The following is a 23,351-nucleotide window of genomic DNA, read 5'->3' as shown; positions in this document are numbered from 1 at the left end:
GCTGCTGCCCCCAGCAACGACAACCCGATTGCAGACGCTATACGGCGACCGCTCTGAACGGTCGCTGAACAACGCCTTCACCCCTTGAGATTGCCATCAGCCGCCTTGCCGCGCAACCGCCGCACGGTGCCTGCTTCTTCCTCCAATTCGCCCTCGGAGACATCCTCGATCTTCGCCGGCATCTTGCCTGCGGCGGGCGTGGTTGCGACCTGATCAGCCTGGCGATGGAACACGACATCGCTCTGAGGAAGCGGGATTTCGATCCCCTCCTCCCGGAACCTTTTGAGGATCGCGATACGCAGATCGTTGCGGACCCTCAGACCATCACCCATGTCGGCAAGCATGAAGCGAAGCTCAAAGTCGAGCGAATACGGCCCGAAGCGCAGGAACTCCACATGCGGCTCTGGATTGCGCAGGACCACGGGCACCGCGTTGACGAGCTCGAGCAGAATATCCATCACCTTCTGCGGATCCGAGTCATAGCTCACCGAGACGGGTATCTCAGACCGGCCCATTTTGTTGCGATGGGTCCAGTTGCCGACGGACGCGTTGATCAGCTCGGAATTCGGGACGATGATCGACTGCTTGCGGAACGTCTCGATTTCGGTCGCGCGGACCGAAATCCGCTTCACGATACCTTCAGCCGTGCCGGAGACGACGTGGTCGCCGACCTTGAACGGACGCTCGACGAGCAGGATCAGCCCGGAGACGAAGTTCGACACGATGTTCTGGAGGCCGAAACCGATACCGACCGACAGGGCGGAGGCAACCAGTGCGAAGCTTGACAGGTCGATGCCCGCGGCAGAAACGCCGACGATCGCCGCAAGACCGACACCGAGGTAGCCGATACCTGTCTTGACCGAATTGCGGACCCCGAGGTCCACATGGCTGCGCGCCATGATGTTGCCGTCAAGCCAGCGCTGGATCCAGCGCGTCAGCAGATAGCCGCCTGCAAAAAGCAGAATGCCGGTCATTATCCCGATCAGCGAGATGCTAATCCCGCCCAGCCTGACTTCGGTAAGAAGGCGGTAGCCGATCAGTTCAAGATCCTGAATATGGAAACCCCACAGGAGCAGCACCAACGGAATCCCAACCATCAGCGCGATGGCCGAGATGCACATGCCGACCAACAAGCCTGCTTGATCGATCGCGACTGGACCGAGTTTGAAACGCTTCTCGAGGAAGCGACCAAGCGATGTCTCGCCAAAAGTCTCGCTGCGTGAAATCGCTTTGCCGGACAGCAGCCCAATATAAGTCGTGACGATGATGGCACCGGTGATGATCAGCTGCGTTGCAACGAAGCGCGCGAGCCCGACATAACCGGTCAGGGCCGTTATGATCAGGCTTGCGCCCAGCACACGCAAGATGATCGCCATGCCGTGCGGCCAATGGCGTCCCGGCGCATCCGGATCCCCGTTTCGAGCCAACATCGGCCGACCGAAGGACGCAGCGATCAAAATGAAACCGATGATCAAGGCAGCGATCAGACTCTTGACGACGGTAAGGACGAGCGGAGAGCCCATCGCTTCGCTGATGCTGCCGAAGAGGTAATCAAGCGCATTGACGATGGCCATCGCCAGCAGGCAGGCGCCGATCGAACTTGCACCACGGTTCGAAAGCTTGACGAGACGCCAATGCGGCTCCTTTGGCGCAAATACTGCGTTGGTGAAACGCCTCACGAAATAGATCAGCCCGATCGCGGCGAAGAGCGCCCCGATGATCGGCGCAATGTCCGGCCTCAGGACATTGAAGCTATTGAGGAAAAAATAAGACGTCACCAAGAGCGCCGCGAGAGCAAACGTCCGGATCAGGGTGGACCAGAAAGCGATGGAGAGACGATTGATATACGAGGGCTGCTCGTCCGTCTCCTTGCGCTGAAGGTAGCGTCCGAAGATGCGGTAGCCGCCGGACAAGAGCACCAATGCCGTCACGAGCGACATGGCGATGGCCGCAAAGAACGCAAAAGCCTTGAATTTCAGTACGAATCCGAGCCAGCTGCCGAGAGCCTGGATGAACTCCGCGCCCTCTCGGACGAAGGCGCTGGCTGCATCATCGATAACGGAAAACGAGACATCGGTACGCCGCAGCAAGGTGGCAGTAAAGAGCTGGCGGCGGGTTTCGGCAATAAGGTTGCCAAGCTTGCCAATGGACGCTGATAGCGTTTCGGCATCGCCGGTAACGGCGTTGATCTGGGCACGCTCCGCCGTCAAGGCGTTGCGTTCGGTCGTAACGATCTCCGCTTCCGCCGGCTGACCCTCCTTCGGCGGATCGCCCAGCTCGGCAAGGCGGTTTTTGATCTGATCGAGCCGCGGTCTGAGGCCAACAGAAATGTTCAGAACCGCGCGACCGAGTTCGTCGGTCTTACCTGCAAGAGCTACCAACGCGTCGTCATCGTCGTTCTTCTGCTTTACGCCATCCTCAAGAGAAGCAAAATTCTGCTTTGCTTTCTCGATCGCCTTCGCCGCCTGCTCGATTGGACTATCTGCGACAGATGCCTCGGTCGCTTGCGGCGGCTGCGAGGCCTGCGGTGCGGTAGTCTGCGCGCCCGCGAGATTCGCTCCGGCACCCAGGAGCGCCGCGACTAGGAAAATGCGAAGCAAGAGTTGTGTCGGCCGCAAAATATCCCCGCTCGGTTAATTGGATTGGATTCCAGGTTTTCATAAGAAAGAAAGGCGACAGAAAGGCGACGCGATCAGAAGCCTGCGCCCGGCTGTGCCAGATACTCCAGTTCTGCCGGTGTCGATGGACGTCCGACGAGAGCATTTCGATGCGGAAAGCGACCGTAGGCCGCAATCACTTCCCGATGGCGAAGCGCATAATCGATATATTCCTCGTCACCAAGAGCCTTGAACAGAGCGACTGAACGTTCCTGCTCTTCCAGGTCTTCGCAATGCTCGAAAGGCATGTAGAAGAATGTCCGGCATTCCGGGGCAACCTGTTGATCCGCTCCAGCTGCCAAGGCGAGCTTTGCCTCGCGCAGCGCAAGCCCGTCGGTGGCAAAGGCGAGCGGTGTAGCCCGATAAATATTGCGTGGAAACTGGTCGAGCACGATCACGGCGGCAAGCCTGCTGTTCGGCGTCGAGCGCCACTCCTCCGTCACGGCGCGCGAAAGCGCAAGATGGGTGTCGCGGAAGCGCCCGCGAATATCTCGATCGAACTCCAACGTCGCCTTGAACCATTGATCCCGCCCGCACTCTTCGAACCAGAAGTCGTAGACCTCAAGGGGCGTGCAGACATATCCAAGTTCCATGTTTTCTCCTGATAAAGGCCGTTCGATTCCAGGCTGATCGACTATTTCGTAGCAATCTTGTGACCTGACACCTCGGCACCCGCATCGGGCGCCAGTTGCAGGAAGCGCATTGACGACATGACGCCAATCGCACCAACGACGAGAAACGCCCAGCGGAAATCAACGAGCCCCGGCCCCTCAACACCGCGCAAGGCGACGGAAATGTTGAGTACCGCTGCCGCAATCGCGACACCAAGCAGCATTGAAACCTGCTGCAGCATACTCGACAGCGTCGAAGCGGAGCTCCGCTGCGCTGGATTGATATCGGCAAAAGCGAGAGTGTTCAGTGCTGTAAATTCCATCGACCGCGAGAGACCGGCAATCATCAGCAACACATAGATGATGGCGCGTGGCGTCCCAGGCACGAGAAAGCCACAGGCGGCAATCGACAATGCAGCAATCAGGCCGTTGAAGAAGAGCACGCTGCGAAATCCAAGCTTGGCAAGCAGCGGTGTCGTCACGGCCTTCATGCCGAGATTTCCAAGGAAGTAGACCAAGAGATAGGCGCCAGCCTCGATCGCGCTCAATCCGAAGCCGAGCTGGAAGAGAAGCGGCAAGAGGAACGGCGTCGCATTGATAGCAACACGGCTCGCCGTTCCGGCTGAAAGGGTCGCTATGGCAAAAGTCTGTGCTCTGAAAGCGGACAGGTCGAGCAGCGGATTGCTGACCCTGAGAAAATGTCGCGTCGCGATGGCGGACAGGACAACCCCCGCCAGCAACATCAACAGGATTGGTAACAAACCACCGTGCGATTTTACCGAGAGCTCAAGCGCCGCAAGCAGGAAGGTCAAGCCACTGGCGCTGAGAACGAACCCAAGCAAGTCCAGCCGCCCGGCCTCCTCCTCACGTTCTTCCGGCACGAAACGGAGAACCAGCGCCATGCCGAGCACCCCGATCGGCAGATTGATGAGAAAGTTCCAATGCCAGCTTGCATAGGTTGTGATCAAGCTGCCAAGCAGCGGACCGATGACTGGAGCCGTCAGCGCAGGCCAGGTAATCAGTGCGATTGCCTGGACGAGTTCGGATTTGCGGGCATTCTTCAGGACGATGATCCGGCCGACCGGCGTCATGAGTGCGCTCCCGGCGCCCTGCACGGCGCGCGCCACGACAAACGCGGCGAGACCCTCGGATAGCCCGCAGAACAGCGAGGCAACCGTGAAGACGGCAATGGATGCCATGAAGACCCGACGAGCACCGAACCGATCCCCAAGCCATCCCGAGAGCGGAATGAACGCCGCCATCGTCAGCATGTAGACGGTGATGCCGATGCTCATCGATACCGGTTGAACGCCGAAACTGGCTGCCATCTGTGGGAGGGACGTGGTGACGATGGTGCCATCGAGAATCTGCATGAAAAACGAAACGGCAACGACAAGAGGGACAATCTTTGCCCTGCGGGTGCCCTTCGCATCGTCCTTTTCTGTCGTCTGAATAGCTGTCATTTACCTGCCGATGTGAATTGGATGCCTTCGGAGACGAAAGGGCAGAGACGCCGGATCCGATGTGCCGAGCGGCACTAGCGCTAGATAGGCCGATCAGCGCAGCGCGGAAAGAGAAAATCCTGATATCTCATAGGATTTTGACTTCCGAGGGACGCACTCACGCCACGGCCAATCCGGCATGCGCAAAATGACCACGCAACAACAATTGACAGATACTCCTTCTACGACCACCGTGACGCGCAGGGGCAGCGTCAGTCCTCCTGGCTGGGCACCCATGTTCCTGACCGGACTTGGAGCACAATTCGATGATCGACACGCTGCTCGTTCTCAACACCGGCTCATCGAGCCTGAAGTTTCAGATTTTCGAGGATCGGACTTTGAACGTGCTGATGAGTGGCAAGGTCACGGGTATCGGTGACACACCTCGGTTGCGCGCCAAGCTCCCTGATGGGCGAGGAACTCAAACCTCCCTGCCCGCTAATACCAATCACAATTCGGCCCTTAGCGCCGTGATGGATCTCATCGCAGGGTACGACCACGCCTGGCGGACTGCGGCAATTGTGCATCGCGTTGTCCATGGCGGGGAAGCTTTCATTGAGCCTGTCATCGTCACCCCGGACGTGATGCGTAGCCTCGAAGCGCTGATCCCGTTGGCGCCACTTCACCAACCGCACAATCTTGCCGGCATCACGGCTTCGGCTAGGCTGGCAAGCGGAGCGCCCGATATTGCCTGTTTCGACACTGCCTTTCACGCGGGACATGACAAATTGATCAGCAGCTTCGCCCTGCCGCGAGAGATACGTGACAAGGGCATTCGCCGCTACGGTTTCCACGGCCTTTCCTACGACTGGATCTCGCAGGTGCTGGCCAAGGACCACCCCGATCTCCATGCCGGTCGCGTCGTCGTCGGCCACCTTGGCAACGGTGCCAGTCTCTGTGCACTGAGGAATGGTATCAGCGTCGATACGACGATGAGCATGACCGCGCTTGACGGCATTCCGATGGGAACGCGCAGCGGATCGATCGATCCCGGTGCTGTTCTTTATATGCTTCACGACTTGGATCTTGGCGTCGAGACCGTCCAGGATATCCTCTATGAGCGTTCCGGCCTGAAAGGATTGTCGGGCATGAGCAACGATGTCGAGGCGTTGCTTCGAAGCGACGATCCACAAGCCGCCTTCGCCCTTGAATATTTCGCCCTCAAGACCGCCCAGCATGCCGCGATGATGGCCGTCTCGATGGGCGGGATCGATGCCTTTGTCTTCACCGGCGGGATCGGCGAGCATGCCGCTGCGGTGCGTGAAGCAATCATTGGAAGGCTCGCCTTCCTTGGTGCTTTCAAGACGCTGGTTATCCCGACAAACGAGGAACGCCTTATGGCAACGCAGGCCCAAAAGCTGCTGTGCCGGGCAGCCTAAGGTATTCCGATCAGGCCAAACTCAGCTTATCGACGAGGCCGCTGACGCCCTTGACGTTCTCTACGAGCACGCGGATGGCGCGGCGTTCCAATTCGCTGGATACAATCCCTTCAAGCACGGCCCTGGAATCCTGAACCGATACTTTGACCGCATCGGGATCGAGACCAAGGTCGCCCTGCAATCGCGCACGAATGGCGCGAGCAAGTGCATCGTCACCACTTGCGGTTCTCGCCGCCGGCGCCGCGACGATGCCCTTGAGGAGATCGATGCGGCTGACGATGCCGAGAAGGCGCTTTCCGCTGACGACTGGAACACGCTTGATCCTGTTCTGGAACATCACCTCGGCGACGGCGGCGACCGGCGTATCCAACGTAACGCTGATCACGCTCGTGGACATGATATCGGATACCCGCCAACTGCGGCTGCGAATGTAATCGTCGAAGTCGACGAGCGACGTCTTATCGGGGTTGCCGGCTGATCGACCGCCACCGAACTCGATGCGCCGCATCAGGTCGCCCTCCGTCAGGAGGCCGCAAAGGTTGCCATCATTGTCGATGACAGGCAGGCCGCTGATTTCCTTGGCGACCATGAGGTCGATTGCTTGATACACGCTGCTGTCGGCGCTGATCGTCGTGATATCGGTGTTCATGATATCTTGAGCAAACATGATAATCCCATTGCACTCTGGAGGAAGTCGAATGGTGCCGATCTGATGCCCGGCGCAAACAGCGCCCGCATCGGTCATGGAAAATATTGCGCAAATCCGCACGCAAGTCGATCAGGGATCGAGATCTAAGTTTCAACCTCAGGGAATTAATTTTCGGCCCCACCCAAGAAGGTTGCCAAGGCACTTCGCCGAACTGATCTGCCGTGACGCATGGGCGCGGCTTTTACACCTCGGGCGGACCGTTCGATGGCTGGCGGCCGGAAAGCCGCAAGCTGCTTTCAGCCGAGGATGTTCCTGATGACCCTCATGAAAACCCGCGCACCAATGGCAATGAGCGCATCGGGAAAGTCGTAGTCCGGATTATGCAGTCGCGGGTGATCTTCGCCTGCTCCGAGAAAGAACATTGCAGCAGGCGCCACGGTCAGGAACAGACCGAAGTCCTCCGACGCTTTCATTGGCAACAGGCTGTTTACGGCATCGTGGCTGACGCCTTCTTCATCCAGCGCACGGCGCAACTGCGCAACCGCCTCAGGCGAATTGCAGCACTGACCGAACACGTCCTCGTAGCTGATGTCCACCTGCAGCTGCCTGGCCCTTGCCTCGGACTCCACGAGCTCCTCGGCGCGCGAGACCAATGTGGCCATTGCTTCGTCTGTGAGTGTTCGCAAGGTGGCCCAGATCTGCGCCTCGCCGGGGCTTATGCCGAAAGCCGGTTCCCCGAGACGCGCGTGCGTCACGGTCACCAGCGAGTAATCCGGCCCCAGCGGACCGTTATTCCCCAGTCCCGTCAGGCTATCGAGCAGCCGTGCCACTGCGAAGGTCGGCGCGATTCCCTGCTCCGGATTGGACGCGTGCGACGTCTTGCCCCTCAGGACAATCCTCATTCCGCGCGACGCACAATTGACCGGTCCTTCCCTGAGAAGGACGTGACCTAGCCGAACACCTGGAAAGTTGTGGAGCGACAGCGACATATCCGGCACCAGCGCGGCAAACTTCGGATCTGCGAGAACCGCAGCGGCACCAGCGCCATTTTCCTCCGCAGGCTGAAACATCAGGATTGCCCGCCCTCTTGTTGGTCGATCCCGACCGAGCCCCTTGGCGAGCGCCATCAGGATCGCCATGTGGCCGTCGTGCCCACAGAGATGCCCCCTGCCCGGCACCGTCGAGCGATACGCAACATCGGAGATTTCTTGAATCGGCAGACCGTCCAGCTCCGCTCTGATCAAGACAGTCGGGCCCGGTTCTGCCCCGTAGACGGCCGCTAAGCCGTGTCCGCCGATGCCAGTAACGACACTATCCGGTCCCGTAAGACTGAGTTCTTCCTTCAGTCGCAATGCGGTCTGCGCCTCGTCTCCGGATACCTCTGGCTTCTGGTGAAGTTCTCGCCGAAACGCCGTGATTTTGCGAAGTTCTTCGTCAGTCAAAAACATCGTCAAAATCCCTGGATAGATGCTGCCCAACGGCACCAGACGCGCTGGAATCGAATTTAGCCTGGCGGCCATTCGTCGTCGAGCCAGAAGACTTGCCTGGCAAATTTCCGGCATCACCATCTCAGATATAGGTCTTGTTTTTATATACGAATAATATTGGCTTTTCAGCGCCGCGGGCATTTGTATATGTAAGACGATATTTACAGGAGAGCTCGGATGGATGCAGATGATGCCGACCGGTACCGCGCGCCAGCACTGGACAAGGGGCTTGATATCCTTGAGCTTTTGGCCGGTGTCGAGGAAGGGCTGACGCAGGCGGAGATCGCCAAGCGGCTCGATCGCAGCCCCAACGAGTTCTATCGCATGCTCGACCGTCTGGTTCGGCGCGGTTACGTGACCAAGCTCGAAGGCGATCGCTTCACACTTACCCTCAAGCTCTTCGGCCTATCGCAACTACATGCGCCAACGCGCCGCCTGGCTTCCTTCGCCACGCCCTTGATGCGCGAGCTCGCACAACGCACAAAGCAGGCGAACCACCTGGTCGTCTTTGACCGCGGTTCGGCGGTGGTCATCGCCCAACACGAGGCGCCCGACTACTGGGGCCTCTCAATCCGCGTCGGTTCACATATCAGTCTGTTCGACACTGGTTCCGGCCACGTCTTGCTCGCCTTCCGGAGTGAGCAGGAGCGGCAGATGATGATCGCCGAACATGCGCGCAGCCGCGAGGAGGTGAAGCTCGGAGCCGAATTTTACGAGCGCCTCGCCCATATCCGCGAGTGTGGCTACGAGATGATGCCGAGCGCCCAGACGGCAGGCGTCCATAATCTTTCCGCGCCGGTCCTGGCGCCGGACGGGCGTTGCATCGCGGCCCTCACCTGTCCCTATATCCCGCTCGTCAATGCGCCGACCGCGCCCGACATCAACGAGACGATCGCCATGGTCATGAAGACTGCGGGCGATCTTTCCGCGCTGGCCGGTTCTAACGTCAGGGCCTCGGAATGATTTGACGGTCGCCAAACGATATCTCCGCTGGGCCGGATGCTTGCAGGCGACTGCCTCAAAGACTTCACAGCTGATTTCAAACCCAATCCCTATGCTGCTTTAAGGCCATTGTCAGCTAACGATCCCATTAGAAATGCTGGCGACGTAGTCCGGCGCCCAAGCGAAATGTCGTGGTAACCAAACATGCTGCCGCAGGGCGCGGCGAGCACCAGCGGAGAAGACGTGTGAATGTATTGTTGGTCGAGGACAACTTGGTTTTGGGAGACGCAATTAGCGATCACATTGCCGCGGACGGTCATTCGGTCGATTGGTGCCTGAACCTCGCAGATGCAACGGAAGCGGCCGGCACCGGCAAGTATGCTGTCATCCTGCTCGACTTGCGCCTACCGGATGGCAACGGCCTCACACTCCTTAAGACGCTTCGATGTGAGGCGAACTCCGTCCCGGTCATCATTCTGACTGCTCACGATCAGGCCTCGGATCAAATCGAGGGCCTCCAGAGCGGCGCAGACGATTTTCTCGTGAAGCCCTTTGGTCTCTCGGAACTTTCAGAGCGGATGAACTTGGTAGAGCGCAGGCATTGACATGGAATTGGCCGCGCCCCGAACAAGACACGGCCAACTAGAACATGAAGCCCTACCCGGTGCGTTCGGGACCAGGGCCACTCATTCCATCACTTTACGCTCGCGACCTTCTCCGTGAGCCGACGGCACGCGGAAAAAACATCAAGATTCGGATCGTACACCTTGGTCGCCACGTCCATCAGACCAAGCACGCTATGGAAGATGTTGTCGTGCGACCGGTCGCCGTCGGCTCGCTTGGCCATGCAGCTCATATCGAAGCCGGCGGATTTGGCGAGATCGTCGCCGACCCAGACAAGGAAGGGCACGTGCGTCTGCTGAGACGGGGCAACGATATAGGGCGCACCATGCAGATAAATCCCGTTTTCGCCAAGAGATTCGCCGTGATCCGACACGTAGATCGCCGCACCCGCAACGTTTGCGGAATGTTGCTTGAGCTTATCAATAACGGTCGAAACGATGTGATCGGTGTAGAGAATCGTGTTGTCGTAGGCGTTGTTGATCTCCTGCGAGGTGCAGCTGCCAAAATCATTGGCTCTGCAATCGGGAACAAAACGCCGGTACTCGTCGGGATAACGAGCGTAATAGGCAGGTCCGTGACTGCCAAGCTGGTGCAGGATCAAGACGCTGTCACCCTTCACGTGATCGAGCCAATCGTCCACCTTGTCGAGTAGTATGGCATCTTGGCACTCGCCGTCCTTGCAAAAGCGTTGATCATTGGACGGCGGCAGCAAGGTATATGCGACGCGATCGGTGACGTGATAGCTGCCGGTGTCGTTATCTAGCCAGGACACGTCAACCTTGGCATGGCTCAACACGTCGAGAAGATTCTCGGTCGCAAGACCCTTGTGATGCGTATAGCTCGTCCGCGGATAAATCGAGAACATGCAAGGAATCGAGACTGCCGTCGCCGTGCCACAGCTGGTCGTATTTTGAAAGTACACGACGTTCTGCTTTTCGAGTTCCGGATTGGTTTTGCGCGCGTAGCCGCCAAGCGAGAAATCATCGGCACGCGCTGTCTCGCCCGCGACGATGATCGTCACGCGCGGCTTATTGAGGCCGGCTGTATTTACACGATGCGCATCTGTGCCAAGCGGCTCAGCGACGACGTGTGCATCCTCTTCGGACGAAACCGCAAAGCGAATGGTGCTGGTGATCGGCAGAAACGGGTTCAGCCGGTCGAGGATATCTCTGTGGGCGCGCCCGACGCCTGCAAACGCCCTATAGTCGCCGAATCCGACCACGGCAAAGACGGCCAGGCACGCCAGAACCACGGCCGTATTGTGCGCCAGCTTGGACAGCACCGGGCGATGCTGGATTCGCACCCAAATGATAAGAAGTGATGGCAATATCCCGGTGAGCAGCATGTGGAGCGCAAATCGCGCCGTTATCAGATGTCCCGCCTCCGCACTCGTCGAGACCGCCGCATTGCGGATCATCTCCTTATCCACGATCACGCCAAACTGATCTGTGAACCATGAGCCGGCGGCAGCAGTAAGCACGAACAGGATCAGAAACGGCTTGGTGACGTATTTGGCGGAAAAGGCCGTGACGATTGCCATGCTGATAGCTGAAATGCCGATCACGAAGAGCAAAAACGACAAGTGATCAGTCGCGAAATAGCCGTAGGCTGTGCTCCAGAACGAATAATTCGTCGCAAGGAGCAGGTAGACAGTCGTGAGGAAACAGAGGGTGACGCTACCGATTGCAGGTCGCCGGTCAACCAGGCGGACCCTGATGCCATTGTCTTTCAAATTTATGGTCTCCGTCTCAAATCTGGCGTCGACGGGAACTAAAAGCGAATCGCAAGGCAGTCCGTGGCCGTCGATGATATTCGCCAGCTGCCATGGCGGGATTTTCTGACAGTAGCCTGAACGAGCTTTGATCGTTGCGCGAACGCGCGTGGCCCCGACACGAGCCCGTCGACCGTTCAGGCCATCTGATTGCCATATTGCGCGCCGGACAGCGTGCGCGACACAGCGTTACGCCAACCAGCGATCTTCGTCTGCCGTTCGGCCTCCTCAATCGACGGCTGGAAGCGCCGGCTGCAGGCCCAGGCCTTGCTGAATTGTTCCTGGTCCGGCCAGACCCCGGCTCGCGATCCCGCAAGCCATGCCGCACCAAGTGCCGTCGTCTCGGTGACGGCAGAACGGTCTACCGGATTGCCGACCACGTCGGCCAAGCGTTGCATGGTCCAGTCGGAGCTCGCCATGCCGCCGTCCACACGTAGCACCGTCTCGATGTGGTGACCGCCCCAATCCTTTCTCATGGCAACCAAGAGATCGAGTGTCTGGTAGGCCACGGATTCAAGGACGCCACGGGCCAACTCGGCAGGACCGCTGTTTCTGGTCAAACCAAAAATGGCACCGCGCGCCTCCGGATCCCAGTAAGGTGCGCCCAGTCCCGTGAAGGCGGGCACAACATAGACCTGCTGAGTAGGGTCGGCCCGCAGTGCCAGGGCACCACTTTCTGAGGCCTGCGAGATGAGCCCGAGCCCATCGCGCAACCATTGCACGGCTGCGCCTGCGATGAAAATCGAACCTTCCAGCGCATAGGTTGTCATGCCACCGAGCCGATAGGCGACCGTTGTGATCATGCGGTTGCTGGAGGTTACGCAATCCTGTCCGGTATTGAGAAGTGCAAAGCAACCCGTCCCGTAGGTGGATTTCATCATGCCGGGCTTGAAGCAGGCATTGCCGATGGTTGCCGCCTGCTGGTCCCCAGCAGCACCGAGGATCGGGATGGCGGCACCGAAAATGCTCGCGTTCGTCACGCCGAAATCGTCGGCGCAATCCTTGACCTGCGGGAGCATGGATGCCGGGATCCTGAGAAGGGCAAGGAGCTCCTCGTCCCACCGACCCTCCGTTATATTGAAAAGGAGCGTTCGTGACGCGTTGGTTGCGTCCGTCGCATGAACGCGCCCCCCGGTCAGATTGAAGATCAGCCAGCTGTCGATCGTACCGAAACACACCTCACCCGCCTCGGCGCGCTTCCGCAATCCGTCGACGTTGTCCAGCAACCAGCGCAGCTTGGTTCCTGAAAAATAGGGGTCGAGCAGCAGACCGGTCTTGGCACTGAAAAGTTTCTCATAACCGTCCGCCTTGAGACTGTCGCAAACCTCCGCCGTGCGCCTGTCCTGCCATACGATCGCCTTGTAAAGCGCTCTCCCCGACTTGCGCTCCCAGACCACAGTCGTCTCGCGCTGGTTGGTGATGCCAACCGCGGCGATATCCGTCAGGGGAATATTGGCCTTCGTCAGCGCCTGTCGTGCAGTGCCAACCACACTTGTCCAGATCTCATCTGGATCATGTTCGACCCAGCCCGGCTGGGGATAGAATTGCTTGATCTCTTCCTGTGCGGACGAGATCATTTTCATCCCGGCGTCGAAGACAATCGCACGTGAGGATGTCGTGCCCTGGTCAATCGCGAGAATATGGCCGCTCATTATCTTCTCCGGCGCAATAGTTCGCCCGCTGCCGCAAGCGCGCCAGCGATAGATAGGTCATGTCATAGGGGTGGTTGGGTACCGACGGCGACTCCTCGCCGCCGTCGGCACAGCTATTGGCCGGGCTTCGTACCCAACCAAAGGCCGCCGATCACTTGGACTGCCAGCTCTTGACCAGCTCGTCGTAATTGACGGTAATCGGCTTTTCCTTCTCGTTTTCGATCTTCAACTGTGGAGCGAGGTTACCCTTGGCGACAGCGTCCTTGTTCCAGTATTCAAGATCATGCTCCTCGGCGAGCTTCGGCCCGATATCGCCCTGCACCTTGGCGCGCTCCAGGCGCTGCAGGACCTTCTCCTGCTCAGAGCAAAGCGAGTCCATGGCTTCCTGCGCGGTCTTCGCGCCGGACGACGCATCGCCCACCGCCTGCCACCACAGCTGCGCTAGCTTCGGATAATCGGGCACGTTGGTACCGGTCGGCGTCCACTGCACGCGAGCCGGCGAGCGGTAGAACTCGATCAGACCGCCGAGCTTCGGCGCGCGCTCGGTGAAGCTCTTGTCGCGAATGGTGGATTCGCGGATGAACGTCAGCCCGACATGGCTCTTCTTCACGTCGACCGTCTTCGACACTACGAATTGCGCGTAAAGCCAGGCGGCCTTGGCGCGGTCGACGGGAGTTGACTTCATCAGCGTCCAGGAACCGGCGTCCTGATAGCCAAGCTTCATGCCGTCCTTCCAGTAGACGCCGTGCGGGGACGGTGCAAAGCGCCATTTCGGCGTGCCGTCGTCGTTAACCACCGGCAAGCCCTTCTTGACGAAGTCGGCAGTAAAGGCCGTGTAGGTAAAGATCTGCTGCGCAACCTCGCCCTGGGACGGAACCGGCCCCGACTCGGAGAAGGTCATGCCCTGCGCCGCCGCCGGTGCGTAAGCCTTCAGCCAATCCAGGTACTTTTGGATGGAATAGACTGCCGCCGGGCCGTTGGTGTCGCCGCCACGCGCGACGCAGGAGCCGACCGGACGCGAATTCTCGTCGACCTTGATGCCCCACTCGTCAACCGGCTTGCCGTTCGGGATGCCCTTGTCGCCGTTACCAGCCATGGAGAGCCAGGCGTCGGTAAAGCGCCATCCGAGCGACGGGTCCTTCTTGCCGTAGTCCATGTGGCCAAAGACCTTCTTGCCACCGACTTCGCGGCCGGTGAAGAACTGGGCGATATCCTCATAGGCCGACCAGTTGACCGGCACGCCGAGGTCGTAGCCGTACTTCGCCTTGAAGTCGGCCTTGTTCTTCTCGTCGTTGAACCAGTCGTAGCGGAACCAGTAGAGGTTCGCGAACTGCTGGTCGGGTAGCTGGTAAAGCTTGCCATCCGGCGCGGTGGTAAAGGACTTGCCAATGAAATCGTCGACATCGAGGCCCGGGTTGGTAACGTCCTTGCCTTCCTTGGCCATCCAGTCCGTCAGGCTGCGTGCCTGCTGATAGCGCCAATGCGTACCGATCAGATCCGAGTCGTTGATATAGGCGTCGTAGATGTTTTCACCCGACTGCATCTGCGTCTGCAGCTTTTCGACGACGTCGCCTTCGCCGATCAGGTCGTGGGTGACCTTGATGCCGGTGATTGCGGTAAACGCCGGCGCCAGCACCTTGGATTCGTATTCATGCGTGGTCAGGGTTTCCGAAACAACCTTGATGTCCATGCCGGCGAAGGGTTTTGCCGCATCGACGAACCACTGCATTTCCTTTTCCTGATCAGCGCGGGAAAGTGTCGAGAGATCACCGACTTCCTTGTCCAGGAAAGTTTTCGCCTCATTCATGCCGGCATAGGCGGAGCCCGCCATGGCCAGCAACATGCCTGTCGTTGTCGCTAGTAAATGCTTTCGCATAGTATCCTCCCAGGGTTGCGATTGCAGTCGTCACGTTTCAGGCGGCCAGTACCCCCGGCCATCTGTCATTTCCTACCATCACACGTAGCGGAAGACGCCAATGGCGTAGACTACGGAGAGGGCAAGAGCCCACCATAGGTTGGGTCCGACCAGACCCAGCCATGCGAGATGGATGTATGCTGCACCGAGCAGCGACACGAAGAGCCGATCCCCCCGCGTGGTTTCGAACCTGAGGATTCCGACACGCGGCGAACCGCCCGGCGCGAAATACTCCCAAATGCTCATGCCAACGAGCAGCATGAAAATAGCGAGGAAAAACAATGCCGTCGGCAGCGTCCACGCCATCCAGGAAAAGTTCATGAGTGGTCCTTTCTTGTCAGACGCGGCCGAGCGCGAAGCCCTTGGCGATGTAGTTGCGTACGAAGTAGATGACGAGCGCGCCGGGAATGATGGTCAGAACGCCAGCCGCCGCTAGCACGCCCCAGTCCATCCCCGCCGCCGAGACGGTGCGCGTCATGATCGCCGAAATCGGCTTTGCGGCAGTCGTCGTCAGCGTCCGGGCCAGCAGCAATTCCACCCATGAGAACATGAAGCAAAAGAAGGCGGCGACACCGATGCCGGATGCGATCAGCGGCATGAAGATCCTCACGAAGAAACGCGGGAAGGAATAGCCGTCGATGTAGGCCGTCTCGTCGATCTCCTTTGGCACGCCGGACATGAAGCCTTCCAGGATCCAGACTGCCAGAGGCACGTTGAAGAGGCAGTGGGCGAGCGCCACCGCTATGTGCGTGTCGATGAGGCCAAAGGCGGAGTAGAGTTGGAAGAATGGCAGGGCGAAGACTGCCGGCGGTGCCATTCTGTTCGTCAGTAGCCAGAAGAAGAGATGCTTGTCGCCCAAAAACCGGTAGCGTGAGAAGGCGTAGGCGGCCGGCAGCGCCGCCAGTACCGAGATCACCGTATTCATGACGACATAGATGATCGAGTTGATGTAGCCGTTGTACCAGGACGGATCCGTAAAGATCACACCATAGTTGCGCAGTGTCGGGTTTTGGGGCCAGAGCGAGAAGGTGCCGGTTATCTCGGCATTCTCCTTGAAGCTCATGTTGATCAGCCAGTAGATCGGCAAAAGCAGGAAGATGATGTAGACGGTCGAAACGACCCAGGAGAAGTTGCCCGCAGGCTTGTATTTCATAGTCTGAGCCATGGTCCTCTCCTTTCTCAGGCGTTTGCGTCGCTGCTGGTCATCACGGTGTAGAATACCCACGACAGCAACAGGATGATCAGGAAGTAGATGATCGACATTGCCGCTGCAGGGCCGAGGTCGAACTGGCCGACGGCCATCTTCACAAGGTCGATCGACAGGAACGTAGTCGAGTTACCGGGGCCGCCGCCGGTGACGACGAAAGGCTCGGTATAGATCATGAAGCTGTCCATGAAGCGCAGCAGCACGGCGATCAGCAGGACGCGCTTCATCTTCGGCAGCTGGATGTAGCGGAAGACGGACCAGCGCGACGCGCCATCGATCTTCGCCGCCTGATAGTAGGCATCCGGGATCGAAACGAGGCCGGCATAGCAAAGTAGCACGACAAGGCTTGTCCAATGCCAGACGTCCATCACGATGATGGTGATCCATGCATCGAGGGGGTCGCGGACATAGTTGTAGTCAAACCCCATTGCCTCAAGCGTGTGGCCAAGCAGGCCGATGTCGACACGACCAAAAACCTGCCAGATGGTGCCGACCACGTTCCACGGAATGAGGAGCGGCAGCGCCATCAGCACGAGGCAGACCGGCACGCCGACGCCCTTCTTTGGCATGTTGAGCGCGATGAAGATGCCGAGTGGAATTTGCAGCACCAGAACGATCAGTGAGAAGGCGAGATTGCGCTGCAATGCCGCCCAGAAGCGGTCGGAATGAAGCGTCTGCACGAACCAGTCCGTACCCGCCCAGAAGAACTCGTTGTTCCCAAACGTATCCTGCACCGAGTAGTTCACCACGGTCATCAGCGGGATGACCGCTGAGAAGGCAACGAGCACCAGGACCGGCAGAACCAGAAACCAGGCTTTGTTGTTCCAGGTCTTTTCCATGCTCAGCCCTCCCTGCCGACGCGCCAGGAATCGGCGTAAATGTTGATTGCCGCCGGATCGAAGGTCACCCGCGCATCGGCCGGAATTTCGGAGTCCTCCGTCACGACGATGGCAATCGGCTGGCCGGCAAACGTGGCACGGACGATCTTCTGCCGTCCGATGTCCTCGACACGGTTGACGGTGACCGGCATTCCTTCGCGGCCGATATTGACGAATTCCGGACGGATGCCGAGCTCGGTCTTGGCGCCGGCGGCCGTTTGCGGCGAATAGTCCAGTGACAGTGTCTCAGTCCCGATATGGACGGCATTGCCGTGCAACTGCACGGGTAAAACGTTCATGCCCGGAGAGCCGATGAAGTAACCGACGAAAGTGTGGCTCGGCCGCTCGAAAAGCTCTGCCGGCGTGCCGATCTGGACGATCTGCCCCTCGTACATGACGACGACCTTGTCGGCGAAAGTCAGCGCCTCCGTCTGGTCATGGGTCACGTAGACCATGGTGAAACCGAACTGCTTGTGCAGTCGCTTCAACTGAGAACGCAATACCCACTTCATGTGGGGGTCGATAACGGTCAAAGGCTCGTCGAACAGGATCGCGTTTACGTCGTTGCGGACCAATCCGCGGCCGAGCGAAATCTTCTGCTTCTGATCTGCCGTCAGGCCCTGCGCCTTGCGCTTTGCCATCCCGCCAAGATCGATCATTTCAAGGATGTCCCGGACGCGGCGGTCCACTTCCGGCTCGCCGACGCCACGATTGCGCAGCGGAAAAGCGAGATTGTCGTACACGGTCATGGTGTCATAGATGACCGGGAACTGGAACACCTGGGCGATGTTGCGCGCCTGCGTGGACAGGTTTGTCACATCGTACCCGTCGAACAGGATGCGGCCATGCGATGGCTGCAGCAGCCCGGAAATGATGTTCAGCAGTGTTGTCTTCCCGCAACCGGATGGACCAAGAAGCGCGTAGGCGCCGCCGTCCCTCCATTCGTGATCGACTTCGCGAAGTGCGTAGTCGGTGTCCGACTTCGGGTTCGGTCCGTAGGCGTGGCGGATGTGGTCGAGCGTGATGCGTGCCATGTCCTTCTCCCTTACGCCTTTGCGCCAGTTGCAATTGCGCGACCGTCGGTTCCAAAAGCCATGACGTGACGCGTATCGAGGTACACGTTGACCTCGGCATCAGGATCGATGTTGTGAATGCCGTGTGCGAGCATGACCCAGCGCACGCCATCGAAATCCAAGTGCACGAAACTTTCGGAGCCGGTGATTTCCGAGATCTGCGTGCGAGCCTGCAGCCTTGCAGCGGCCGCAGTTTGCGATGAAAGACCGAGATGGTGCGGATGGAAGGCAATGGTGACTGGACCATCAGCCATTCCGGCCAGATGCCCAGGCACGGGTAGCATCGTCGCACCCTGCCGTTGAAACGCTTCACCAACCTTGACGACATCGATGAAATTGAGTGGCGGATCGGCAAAGGTCTTCGCCGTCACGAGGTCGAGCGGGCTTCGATAGACTGAAATGGTCTGTCCGAACTGTGTGACACGTCCCTCCGAAAGGGTCGCCGTATTGCCGCCGAGGAGAAGCGCTTCGGACGGCTCCGTCGTGGCATAGACAAAGATCGCGCCAGATTGCGCAAAGATCTTAGGCAACTCGGCACGCAGTTCCTCACGCAATTTATAGTCGAGGTTTGCCAGCGGCTCGTCCATCAGAACCAGGCTGGCATTCTTGACGAGCGCGCGGGCAAGCGCGGTACGCTGCTGCTGACCGCCCGAGAGATTGAGCGGCGTACGGTCGAGATAGGGTGTGAGGCGCAGTAGGTCGGCTGCCTTGCGCACTTCCCGGTCGATCGTCGCGGTATCCTTGCCTGAGATCCGCATCGGGGAGGCGATGTTTTCGTAGACGGTCAGGGCCGGATAGTTGATGAACTGCTGGTAAACCATCGCGACGTTGCGCTTCTGTACCGGCATGCCGGTCACATCGACGCCATCGAAATGGACTGAACCACTCGTCGGTCGATCGAGCCCGGCCATCAGTCGCATCAACGACGTCTTGCCGGACAGGGTCGGCCCGAGCAGCACATTCAGCGTGCCTTTTTCAAACGCAAGATTGGTCGCGTGGATATGATACTCCCCGCCCACCATCTTCGCGGCGTTCCGCAATTCAAGCATTCCGGTTCCCGTGCCTCCTCAACAGCGGGGACATTACCGCTTCACCCAGCCATCTGTGCCAGTCGCGCGGCCATGTACTCCTCCAATAGCGCTGCCTGTTCCTTGGTCAGACGCAGGCCGTCCTTCGTTCTTCGCCACAGCACATCGTCTGCGCTTCGGGCCCATTCGTGATCAATGAGATAGCGGACCTCTGCTTCATAGAGATCGCCACCAAAATAGCGTCCAAGCTCCTCGATGCTGGCCGCACGGCCAAGCAGGACCGATGCCTTCGTACCGTAGCGTCGCACCAGCCGCCGGGCGTGACGATCGGAAAGGAACGAATAGCGACCCTTCAGCTTGTCGACTTCGGCCTCGTAGCCGGTCGCCGCAAAATCGCCTCCCGGCAGATGGCTCTTGGCTGTCCAGGGCACACCTTTGACACCGATCGCCGCGCCGATCTTTTCCAGCGCGTGCTCGGATAGCCGCCGATAGGTCGTCAGTTTGCCGCCAAAGACGTTTAGCAGCGGGGCATCCTTGCCCTCGCCTTCGACTTTCAACACGTAGTCGCGGGTTGCCTCCTGCGCTTTGGAAGCGCCGTCGTCAAACAGCGGACGCACGGCCGAATAAGTCCACACGATCTCTTCCGGCCGTACCGGTTCCTTGAAATACTCGCTGGCCGCGTTGCAGAGATAGGCCGTCTCTTCCTCAGATATCTTCACATCCTTCGGATCGGCCGAGTAATCGCGGTCGGTGGTGCCGATCAGTGTGAAGTCCTGTTCGTACGGGATCGCGAAGATAATGCGATTGTCCGGGTTCTGGAAGAAATAGGCCCGCGGATCGTCGAACTTCTTCTTCACGATGATGTGGCTGCCCTGCACGAGGCGTACATGGTGAGCCTCGTTCTGTCCAAAAGCCGCGCGAATGACATGATCGACCCAAGGACCGGCCGCATTCACCAGCATTCGCGCCTGGAAGCTGCCGGCGCCCCCGCTGACGGTATCGATGGTTCCAATCGACCACAGTCCGTTCTCGCGCCGCGCCGAAACAACCTTCGTCCTCGGCATAATTAGCGCACCGCGATCGGCCGCGTCCCGCGCATTGAGGACGACCATGCGTGCATCGTCGACCCAACCGTCCGAGTATTCGAAAGCCTTGGTGAAGAGGGCCTTTAACGGCTTGGCCGCCGGATCCTTTCGCATGTCAAGGACCGCGGTCGGCGGCAGCAGCTTGCGACCGCCGAGATGGTCATAAAGAAACAGGCCGAGGCGGATGAGCCATGCCGGGCGGATACCGCCCTTGTGATAAGGCAGCACGAAGCGCATCGGCCAGATAATGTGTGGCGCCATTGCCCACAGCACTTCGCGTTCCATCAGAGATTCGCGCACAAGACGAAATTCGTAATGTTCGAGATATCGCAGGCCGCCGTGAATGAGTTTGGTCGCGCCGGAGGACGTGCCTGAAGCGAAATCGTTCATCTCCGCAAGCGCAACCGAGTAGCCGCGTCCAACCGCATCACGAGCGATCCCGCAGCCATTGATGCCGCCGCCGATAATGAAAAGATCGTGAATCTGACGGCTCACGTTCCCCCTCCGAGCCAGAATATACTGCAACGCAACATGCATGCGCATTTGCGAAAGTAAATGCAGTTAAAGCGAAGATTATTCGAATGTCAAACGAATGTTTTTCGAATTTGTGGAACACCCACCATTGCTGGGAACGTTAATGGACGGCGCGGGTCTCGTGCGACGTCGCGGCATAGCCAATCCACGCTCTGGAATAAGCTCAATATTGTTCAGGCGCTTTGAAATAGGCGCGAGGAGCGGCCCCCATCATCCGCCTGAACATCGTCGTGAAGGCGGCGACGCTGTCGTAACCGAGGTCAAGGGCAACAGCCGTGACGGTCTCTCCGCCAGCGAGGCGGGGCAAGGCGGTGAATACCGCCGCTTGCTGGCGCCAGGTCGACAGACTGATTCCCGTCTCCTTCCGGAAGAATCGGGTAAAAGCACGCCTGCTCATGGCAAGCTGCTCCGCCAAATCGTCTATGATCAATCTAGCGCTTGGAGTTTCCATGAAGCCACGGCATAGCGCCGCCAGGCGCGTATCTGAGGGAAACGGCAATCCCAACGGCCTGTCTGGAAGCCGCAGAACTTCGTCGAGCAACAGCGCCATGACGAGGTCGCGCCGTCCGCTTTGGGCATCCAGCGGCGCGACAGCCGCGATAATCAGTGCCCTGGCAAGGTCGCTCACCGCCACAACCCGGACAACCGTCGGCGGATCGGCGAGGGCAGAAGGGGCGACATATGCGGACAACATCGTGACATCGCCCAGCATGTCGACCGTGTGCACGAGACCGGCCGGGATCCAAAGCGCATGCTGCGGCGGCACCATCCAGCGTCCCTGTATCGACGAGACCATCATGACGCCGGCACGGGCATACACGAACTGCACACGGGTGTGGCTGTGCGGTTTCACATGGTAGCCGGCCGGGTATTCCGAGGGGATGGCGTAGACCGGCTCGGAGGCGGCCTCGATGGCTGCAAGCCGCTCCACATGGAGCTTGGCCAACTCGCTCATCGCCAGCGTTTGCTTGAACTTTGCCATTTTGGCCCACTCTCGAAATACCAAGACCAAAACACGAAAGCGGGACAGCCGCAAGTCCGCTATCTCCGGATCGTCAAGGGACGGAGTAAAATCGTGACAAACAGCGCAATGACGGCAGAGGGGCACTCTGCGGAACAGACGGTTTTCGGCATCATCATGGCGGTGAGCTTCTGCCATCTCCTCAACGATACCATGCAGTCGCTGATCCCCGCTCTCTACCCGATGATCAAGGATGGCTACGGCCTCGACTTCACGCAGATCGGCTTCCTCGGCCTCGTGTTCCAAGTCACTGCATCGCTTCTACAACCACTGATCGGCATCTTCACTGACAAGCGCCCGTTGCCCTATTCATTGTCTGTCGGCATGGGCTTCACGCTCATCGGCCTGGCGCTGCTCGCCTATGCGCACGCCTATTGGGTTCTTCTCATCGGTGCAGGCGTCGTCGGCCTCGGCTCGGCCGTATTCCACCCCGAATCCTCGCGCGTTGCCCGACTGGCATCGGGCGGACGCCATGGCCTTGCTCAGTCACTATTCCAGGTTGGCGGCAACTTTGGCTCGGCGCTTGGTCCGCTCCTGGCCGCCTTCATCGTCCTGCCGCGCGGTCAGCATAGCGTTGCCTGGTTCTCGCTTGCAGCGCTGACCGGAATGATCATCTTGTGGCGCGTCGGCGCCTGGTATGCCGACCACCGCAGGAACAATGCCGGCCGCAAGGCAGCGGTTTCTGCCCTTCATCTCCCGCGCGCCAAGGTGTTCGCCGCGATCGGTATCCTCGCACTTCTGGTGTTTTCGAAATACGTCTACATGACAAGCCTGTCGAGCTACTACACCTTCTACATGATCGAGCGCTTCGGCGTGTCCGTGCAGCACGCGCAGATTCTCCTGTTCGTATTCCTGGGCGCCGTCGCCATCGGCACCGTTGCTGGCGGTCCCGTTGTCGACTGGTTTGGCACCAAGTTCGTGATCTGGTTCTCGATCCTCGGAGCCCTGCCCTTCACCCTTGCCCTGCCCTATGCCGACTACGGCTGGACGGTCTTCCTGACCTTCCTGATCGGCCTCATTCTCGCCTCGGCTTTCTCGGCCATTGTCGTCTTTGCGCAGGAGTTGGTTCCAGGTCGTGTCGGCATGATCGCAGGTCTCTTCTTTGGCTTTGCCTTCGGCATCGGCGGCATCGGCGCAGCAGGCCTCGGCATGGTAGCCGACCATATGGGCATCGAGTTCGTCTACAAGATCTGCTCGTATCTGCCGCTGCTCGGCCTGCTCACCATCTTCCTGCCCGATATCGGCAAGGGTCGACGCCACGCCGAGAAAGCGGGCAAGTAAGCGAGTTCTGGAGCGCACGAACGACAAGGGCCGAGATCCCGATTTCGGCCCTCTT

Annotated in this window: 19 protein-coding genes; 4 read left to right on the top strand and 15 right to left on the bottom strand. The window is 59.2% G+C overall.

From position 1 onward, the window contains the following. Nucleotides 1-77: 77 nt before the first annotated feature. The 3 genes from BN77_RS19925 to BN77_RS19915 form a co-directional block, all read right to left on the bottom strand. On the bottom strand, nucleotides 78-2,618 hold the full coding sequence (locus BN77_RS19925; RefSeq protein ID WP_007535242.1) for a mechanosensitive ion channel family protein: 2,541 nt from the start codon (nucleotides 2,616-2,618) through the stop codon (nucleotides 78-80). 74 nt (nucleotides 2,619-2,692) lie between these two features. Beyond that, nucleotides 2,693-3,250 (bottom strand): DUF924 family protein, encoded by a 558-nt coding sequence (locus BN77_RS19920; protein ID WP_007535240.1) that lies wholly within the window; start codon nucleotides 3,248-3,250, stop codon nucleotides 2,693-2,695. A gap of 41 nt (nucleotides 3,251-3,291) precedes the next feature. Then, nucleotides 3,292-4,731: an MFS transporter gene (locus tag BN77_RS19915; RefSeq protein WP_007535238.1), complete on the bottom strand. Its 1,440-nt coding sequence runs from the start codon at nucleotides 4,729-4,731 to the stop codon at nucleotides 3,292-3,294. A gap of 305 nt (nucleotides 4,732-5,036) precedes the next feature. On the opposite strand from BN77_RS19915, the gene BN77_RS19910 reads away from it, so the two are divergent. Continuing rightward, nucleotides 5,037-6,149 carry an acetate/propionate family kinase gene (locus tag BN77_RS19910; protein WP_007535236.1) on the top strand — a complete coding sequence of 371 codons (1,113 nt, stop codon included), beginning with the start codon at nucleotides 5,037-5,039 and terminating at the stop codon, nucleotides 6,147-6,149. A 10-nt stretch (nucleotides 6,150-6,159) separates the two neighbouring features. Here the strand turns inward: BN77_RS19910 and BN77_RS19905 are convergent, their stop codons facing one another. Then, complete coding sequence (locus tag BN77_RS19905; protein WP_007535234.1) at nucleotides 6,160-6,816, bottom strand: CBS domain-containing protein; 657 nt, start codon at nucleotides 6,814-6,816, stop codon at nucleotides 6,160-6,162. A 278-nt stretch (nucleotides 6,817-7,094) separates the two neighbouring features. After that, the gene (locus BN77_RS19900) at nucleotides 7,095-8,246 is read right to left on the bottom strand and encodes an amidohydrolase (RefSeq protein WP_007535232.1); all 1,152 of its coding nucleotides are present in this window, start codon (nucleotides 8,244-8,246) and stop codon (nucleotides 7,095-7,097) included. 216 nt (nucleotides 8,247-8,462) lie between these two features. Between BN77_RS19900 and BN77_RS19895 the strand changes: the two genes are divergently transcribed. Together BN77_RS19895 and BN77_RS19890 are read left to right on the top strand one after the other, a co-directional pair. After that, on the top strand, nucleotides 8,463-9,248 hold the full coding sequence (locus tag BN77_RS19895; RefSeq protein ID WP_007535231.1) for an IclR family transcriptional regulator: 786 nt from the start codon (nucleotides 8,463-8,465) through the stop codon (nucleotides 9,246-9,248). Between the two features lie 224 nt (nucleotides 9,249-9,472). Further along, nucleotides 9,473-9,832 carry a response regulator gene (locus tag BN77_RS19890; RefSeq protein WP_007535229.1) on the top strand — a complete coding sequence of 120 codons (360 nt, stop codon included), beginning with the start codon at nucleotides 9,473-9,475 and terminating at the stop codon, nucleotides 9,830-9,832. A gap of 89 nt (nucleotides 9,833-9,921) precedes the next feature. On the opposite strand, the gene BN77_RS19885 is transcribed toward BN77_RS19890, so the two are convergent. The 10 genes from BN77_RS19885 to BN77_RS19840 all read right to left on the bottom strand — a co-directional run bounded on the left by BN77_RS19885 (nucleotide 9,922) and on the right by BN77_RS19840 (nucleotide 21,976). Beyond that, complete coding sequence (locus tag BN77_RS19885) at nucleotides 9,922-11,583, bottom strand: phosphoethanolamine transferase (RefSeq protein WP_007535228.1); 1,662 nt, start codon at nucleotides 11,581-11,583, stop codon at nucleotides 9,922-9,924. Between the two features lie 176 nt (nucleotides 11,584-11,759). Continuing rightward, the gene (glpK, locus tag BN77_RS19880; RefSeq protein ID WP_007535225.1) at nucleotides 11,760-13,274 is read right to left on the bottom strand and encodes a glycerol kinase GlpK; all 1,515 of its coding nucleotides are present in this window, start codon (nucleotides 13,272-13,274) and stop codon (nucleotides 11,760-11,762) included. Between the two features lie 151 nt (nucleotides 13,275-13,425). Further along, the gene (locus BN77_RS19875; protein WP_007535223.1) at nucleotides 13,426-15,150 is read right to left on the bottom strand and encodes an ABC transporter substrate-binding protein; all 1,725 of its coding nucleotides are present in this window, start codon (nucleotides 15,148-15,150) and stop codon (nucleotides 13,426-13,428) included. Between the two features lie 78 nt (nucleotides 15,151-15,228). After that, on the bottom strand, nucleotides 15,229-15,510 hold the full coding sequence (locus tag BN77_RS19870) for a DUF2160 domain-containing protein (protein ID WP_007535221.1): 282 nt from the start codon (nucleotides 15,508-15,510) through the stop codon (nucleotides 15,229-15,231). A gap of 16 nt (nucleotides 15,511-15,526) precedes the next feature. Beyond that, nucleotides 15,527-16,354: a carbohydrate ABC transporter permease gene (locus BN77_RS19865; RefSeq protein ID WP_040677460.1), complete on the bottom strand. Its 828-nt coding sequence runs from the start codon at nucleotides 16,352-16,354 to the stop codon at nucleotides 15,527-15,529. 14 nt (nucleotides 16,355-16,368) lie between these two features. Further along, on the bottom strand, nucleotides 16,369-17,235 hold the full coding sequence (locus BN77_RS19860; protein WP_007535217.1) for a carbohydrate ABC transporter permease: 867 nt from the start codon (nucleotides 17,233-17,235) through the stop codon (nucleotides 16,369-16,371). Between the two features lie 2 nt (nucleotides 17,236-17,237). Then, nucleotides 17,238-18,308 carry an ABC transporter ATP-binding protein gene (locus BN77_RS19855; protein ID WP_007535215.1) on the bottom strand — a complete coding sequence of 357 codons (1,071 nt, stop codon included), beginning with the start codon at nucleotides 18,306-18,308 and terminating at the stop codon, nucleotides 17,238-17,240. Between the two features lie 11 nt (nucleotides 18,309-18,319). Continuing rightward, the gene (locus BN77_RS19850; protein WP_007535213.1) at nucleotides 18,320-19,396 is read right to left on the bottom strand and encodes an ABC transporter ATP-binding protein; all 1,077 of its coding nucleotides are present in this window, start codon (nucleotides 19,394-19,396) and stop codon (nucleotides 18,320-18,322) included. A gap of 41 nt (nucleotides 19,397-19,437) precedes the next feature. Beyond that, nucleotides 19,438-20,955 carry a glycerol-3-phosphate dehydrogenase gene (gene glpD, locus BN77_RS19845; protein WP_007535211.1) on the bottom strand — a complete coding sequence of 506 codons (1,518 nt, stop codon included), beginning with the start codon at nucleotides 20,953-20,955 and terminating at the stop codon, nucleotides 19,438-19,440. 202 nt (nucleotides 20,956-21,157) lie between these two features. Further along, nucleotides 21,158-21,976 carry an AraC family transcriptional regulator gene (locus BN77_RS19840; RefSeq protein ID WP_007535209.1) on the bottom strand — a complete coding sequence of 273 codons (819 nt, stop codon included), beginning with the start codon at nucleotides 21,974-21,976 and terminating at the stop codon, nucleotides 21,158-21,160. 108 nt (nucleotides 21,977-22,084) lie between these two features. On the opposite strand from BN77_RS19840, the gene BN77_RS19835 reads away from it, so the two are divergent. Continuing rightward, entirely contained in the window at nucleotides 22,085-23,296 is a 1,212-nt protein-coding gene (locus tag BN77_RS19835) for an MFS transporter (RefSeq protein ID WP_040677458.1), read from the top strand. Nucleotides 23,297-23,351 lie beyond the last annotated feature (55 nt).

The organism is Rhizobium mesoamericanum STM3625, assembly GCF_000312665.1.
GTDB classification, from domain to species: domain Bacteria; phylum Pseudomonadota; class Alphaproteobacteria; order Rhizobiales; family Rhizobiaceae; genus Rhizobium; species Rhizobium mesoamericanum.
Note: the sequence above shows the minus strand (reverse complement) of the source record. Positions and strands in the feature narration are given on the sequence as shown.